At 40.2% G+C, this 4119-nt stretch carries 2 protein-coding genes and 1 pseudogene; 2 read left to right on the forward strand and 1 reads right to left on the reverse strand.

The window, feature by feature from the left end; translation table 11 throughout:
• Nucleotides 1–484 precede the first annotated feature (484 nt).
• The gene (locus QZ735_RS15510; RefSeq protein ID WP_294250195.1) at nucleotides 485–1330 is read right to left on the reverse strand and encodes a hypothetical protein; all 846 of its coding nucleotides are present in this window, start codon (nucleotides 1328–1330) and stop codon (nucleotides 485–487) included.
• A 110-nt stretch (nucleotides 1331–1440) separates the two neighbouring features.
• Here QZ735_RS15510 and QZ735_RS15515 point away from each other — a divergent pair, with 110 nt between their 5' ends.
• Nucleotides 1441–2592, forward strand: coding sequence for an ATP-binding cassette domain-containing protein (locus QZ735_RS15515; RefSeq protein ID WP_294250199.1), 1152 nt, complete (start codon nucleotides 1441–1443; stop codon nucleotides 2590–2592).
• 20 nt (nucleotides 2593–2612) lie between these two features.
• Nucleotides 2613–4119, forward strand: a pseudogene (locus QZ735_RS15520) (hypothetical protein); the annotation flags it as partial.

Consider the following 4119-nt stretch of genomic DNA (forward strand, 5'->3'; position numbering starts at 1 on the left):
TCCACGTAGTTCAGGATGGCTTGTTGATTACCGGCCAGAATCCGGCTTCCTCGGAAAGTGCAGCTGAAAAGCTCATGGCCGCTTTAACAAAATAAACCAGGATAAAAGGATTGAAGAGATGACAGAACAGAGAAGTAGTTACACTTTCTCTCCGTCTTACGAATAACTATAGACCTGACGGGATTCCAAAAACCCGTCAGGTTTTTTTTTACAGATCTGATCCTGTCTACAGGTCTTTTGAAGTCACCTGGCCGGTCATCTGATAACCATGTTTTTAAGGAGCTTATTCCCGCTATCCGCTGTATCTTTTCCTGCCGCTGCCCGGGCCGTTTCAGGAAAAGGATGCCGCTGCTATCGGGGCTATAAACCTCATACTTGTTCAATAACTGTAAAGTTTTTTCAATAGGAATTCAGCTAATGCCGGTGAAAACCAGAAAGCAAAAGTATTCCGGTACACCACGATTGAAGTGCTAGGGAAATAGGCTTAATTCATTTTAAAATAAGCTTCCGTAAAATATTTGCTGGGCCTGATGTAGGCGGTTTTCCGTTCCGCATCAAAAATCCAGTTGAACCTTTTCAGTACATCGGCTCCGAGATAGCTTGCTTTCTGGGTTTTAAGGTCGCCTGTAAAAAATCCTGCCGGAACCTCTTTCAGTGTAAAGCTTCCGATGTTGAGCAGGGGCAGAATTCCGTTTTTGGTAACAATGCTTTTTCCGGCTGAGTTTCTTAGTGTTTTTTCACCGGTGATTTTCAGCTTTTGGTCGAGGTCTTTTCCATCAGCAAAGGTGTTGCTGTAAATAATCCCGCCGGAATATCCGGATTGCAGAAGAAAATCACCGCTTACGGTTTTTCCGTCAATGACATTTTCTGCCTGGATAAAAAGCTGGCCGTTCCTGTACACCAATGGAACCGCTTGATAACCTTTCAGGTCAGGCATGTTTTCATAAACTAAAAACCGGTGGTTATCATAATCGATCTCAAAAATTCTTCCTTTAAAAATCCCTGTCCCGATCTTTCCGTCGGCCTCGTGGCCGGTAAGCTCATTATCAAAAAACCGGACATTCTGATACGTGTTTTTTCCTGTGGTTATGGTATTGCCGTCACTTATTCCGTCTTTAAAAATGATGTGGTCGGCACTTCTTTTACGTTCCGGAGAAACAGAAGCTTCTTCCATAGCAATCTGGAACATCAGGTCTAAGGAATCTTTATCGTTTACCTGGGTTTTAACAATCAGGTTATTGTACTTCGTCATTCTGAACGGAATAATTTCCTGTGCGTTTATGATGGAGAAAGAAAGTAGAAGGAGTAGAAGTGCGGTTATTTTGTTCATCTGATGATTTTATCGGATGTAAAAATAAAATTAGTTTTTATCCGGACCAAAGAATAACGGGAAAGAAATTTTATATCTTTAAAAACTGAAAACCAATACCATTGGAACCCATGACAAAACATCAGCAGAGAGTCGCCGAAGTCCATCATTTTTTTGACAATAAAGATACTGTTTTAGGATTTAGAAAATTACTGGATTGTGCGATGGACACCCAGAATATGGAGATTTACCGGGAAGCCGTTGCAATTACCGACTGGAAAGAAACCCATAACCGTTCCATTGAAGAACTAATCAGCAGGTCAAAGAATCTGTTAGATAAGATTGGTAAAATCCGCGTGGAAGAGCATTCTGGAACAGATGCTGTGCTCCGTGCGCGGAATATCGTAAAATCATACGGCAGCCGCCACTTTTCTTTAGGTCCGGTTTCTGTAGAAATCCGTAAAGGCCAGGTATACGGTCTGGTAGGAGAGAACGGTAACGGGAAAACCACTTTGCTGAGGATCCTGGCAAAAGAAATTTCTCATGACGAAGGCGAACTGAGCTATTCCTTCGATGAAAATCCGGAAAATGATTACGATCTCCGCACAAAACTCGTCTACATTCCGCAAAGAACGGAAAAATGGTACGGCAGCCTCAAAGATAATCTCAAATTTGTACTCGCCAACTATGGCATTCCTCCCGAAGAGAACGAAACCCGGACTTTAATGATGATTGCCCGTCTCGGCCTCTGGAACTATAAACACCTGAAATGGAATGAGCTTTCCTCGGGTTATAAAATGCGGTTCGAGCTGGCCCGTACCCTGCTAAGGAAACCGGAAATTTTATTGCTTGATGAACCTCTTGCCAACCTGGATGTGCTGGCACAGCAGGTGATTCTGGAAGACCTGAAATCAATTGCCAATTCGGTAAACAACCCGATTGCGCTGATCCTGAGCTCACAGCAGCTGTATGAAGTAGAAAAGATTTCTGATAAGGTGATCTTTCTCAAAAACGGTCAGTACAAAGACAATTCCGAACTTTCCAACAGCGAGAATGACGGATTGATCCTCGAAATAGACACGGCAGATTCAAGGGAAGAGCTCCTGAAGGTTTTTGGAAGTCTTAATCTCGAAAAACTGAACTTCAACGGCGGAATTTATGTCGCTCATTTTTCAGCAGATACGGCATTCCATGAGGTAATGTCGGCACTGGGAAATGCAAAAACGGAAATCGTTTATATCCGGAACATTTCATCTTCCACCAGGAGGTTCTTTGTAAGCTAATGATCTTTAATTCGAAAAAAATGCAAAAAATAAATCAATTCAACCGTTATCTTCTTGAAAAATATCCTACCGTTTGGAATACGAAAATCGTATGGATGCTGCTGGCAGGTATTATTATCCATATTTTATTTTTCATCATCGGTTATGTTTCTCATGCCGACCCCGCATCTTTGCAGAAAATAGATGTAGAAGACGACTATTTCCGTGATGGGATGATCTTTATCCATCTTATCATTTCCGTTCTGATGATTGTGGGCTGGCTTATTATGATGCTTAAAAACAATGCTTTCAAAAACTTTTATCCCTCATCCAAAAGAAAATTATTTTTACAGTTCATACAGTATTTTATTATTCTCTTTGTAAGTACGACGTTTTATTTTTCATATATGTCAGGCTTCAAAATGTTTATTAAAAATAAATATCCGGATCAGCAGATGGCTGAAAATATAGAGGTCATTAATAAAGCCAGTGCTTTTCTTTCCCAGAATCCTGAATATTACACGCTTGACAACAGGACCTTTCCCGGGTATTACAATATTTACTGTGAGACCGACATTAATAAAATAGACCGTAACCAAAAGTATTTTGTGTATTACAACCGGGTTTATCAGTATTATAACCTGTATTCGAAAACGGTCTATAAAAAAGACCACAATGGGGATTTTTTGTTTCCTTCAGGTGAAAACCGGCAGAAACTTGCTTATAATAAGAAAAATGCAAATTCAATGGTCTACTATTTCAAAAAAGAAGTGGTGGATCTGTCGCCTTTTATCAATACAACAGATTTAACGTATTACAATTTTTCAGAGATCTTTTATGAAAATGATCCTCAGGAAAAATCATTTTTCATTTCTGAAGAGCCCTATCGGAATAATGAAGATCATTTAGCTGAAGAGGTTTATAAGAAGAAAAAATTTGAGATCAACAGGCTGACTAAGGAATTACTGAACAGGAAAAAACCGGAGGAAGTAGAAAAGCTTCTGGTGAAGTTCCTTGATATTTCGAAAAAATTCGGCATAAAAAATAACCTCGATGCAAAAGGCTGGCTGAAAATGGTCTATCAGCCCAATGATTTTAAGGTCCGGTATTTCATTCAGAAATACAAACCGGGCCCGGGTAAAGAATACGACCTGAACAAGATGCCATTGGATGAAGAAGGAAATTACGTTTATACCGAAGCGGTTGATGATACTGCTGCATCCGTTGTTGACGGGTCGATAGTCAGCGATTCCGTTCAGATTAGAGATCTCAATCCTGATATTGGAAAACAGCTTTCTCCAGAGCATTATTTTAAAAATAACATGACGGATTATTACTACTATACGAAGGATCTTTCCGATCTTTTGAAGAATGTCGAGCTGATAAAATCAATGGATTTCTTTTCACAGAATATTCACGTGTATATCTGGATTGCGTTCTTCCTGGCGACTCTTGTTTTCAGCTTCAGGATTACGGGACTGAAATCTTTCCTTTTTAGCATGATCAGCGCAGGAATCCTGCTTCTGGCAGTTGTACTGATCTCAGTAC

This window comes from uncultured Chryseobacterium sp. (assembly GCF_913776365.1).
Classification (GTDB): Bacteria; Bacteroidota; Bacteroidia; order Flavobacteriales; family Weeksellaceae; genus Chryseobacterium.

Excerpts from the sequence above, each read along its gene's own strand:
- QZ735_RS15510 (WP_294250195.1), bottom strand. The coding sequence starts at position 1,330 with ATGAACAAAATAACCGCACTTCTACTCCTTCTACTTTCTTTCTCCATC.
- QZ735_RS15515 (WP_294250199.1), top strand. The coding sequence starts at position 1,441 with ATGACAAAACATCAGCAGAGAGTCGCCGAAGTCCATCATTTTTTTGAC.